This is a genomic window from Streptomyces sp. URMC 126 (assembly GCF_051386555.1).
GTDB lineage: Bacteria > Actinomycetota > Actinomycetes > Streptomycetales > Streptomycetaceae > Streptomyces.
In genome coordinates this window covers 1-245 of the sequence record NZ_JBPQTX010001210.1, presented here as the reverse complement: position 1 = coordinate 245, position 245 = coordinate 1, and the positions used below count along the sequence as shown (strand labels likewise).

Genomic DNA, 245 nt, shown 5'->3' with positions numbered 1-245 from the left:
GAACAAGAGGCACTCGACGATGAAATATTTATTTTATGTATTTGCTATTTGTTTGAATTTTTCTTCATCGTACGCCAAAGATATTGAAAATCGAGAGCCAGAATGTTTGGTTGGCGTAGATTCAAAGAAATTTGTAGCCAGTTTTCAAATCTTTGATAAAGATCAAAAAATATGGATTATTAATGATGGAAGTAATGAAAAAAATGAAATCAACTATTCTTGGATGGTTGAGCCTGGGTTAATAA

General features: G+C 31.0%; 1 protein-coding gene. It reads left to right on the top strand.

What is annotated here, in order from left to right:
- Positions 1-19: 19 nt before the first annotated feature.
- On the top strand, positions 20-245 hold a 226-nt coding region (locus ACSNOK_RS35690), incomplete at its 3' end, for a hypothetical protein (RefSeq protein WP_436784817.1).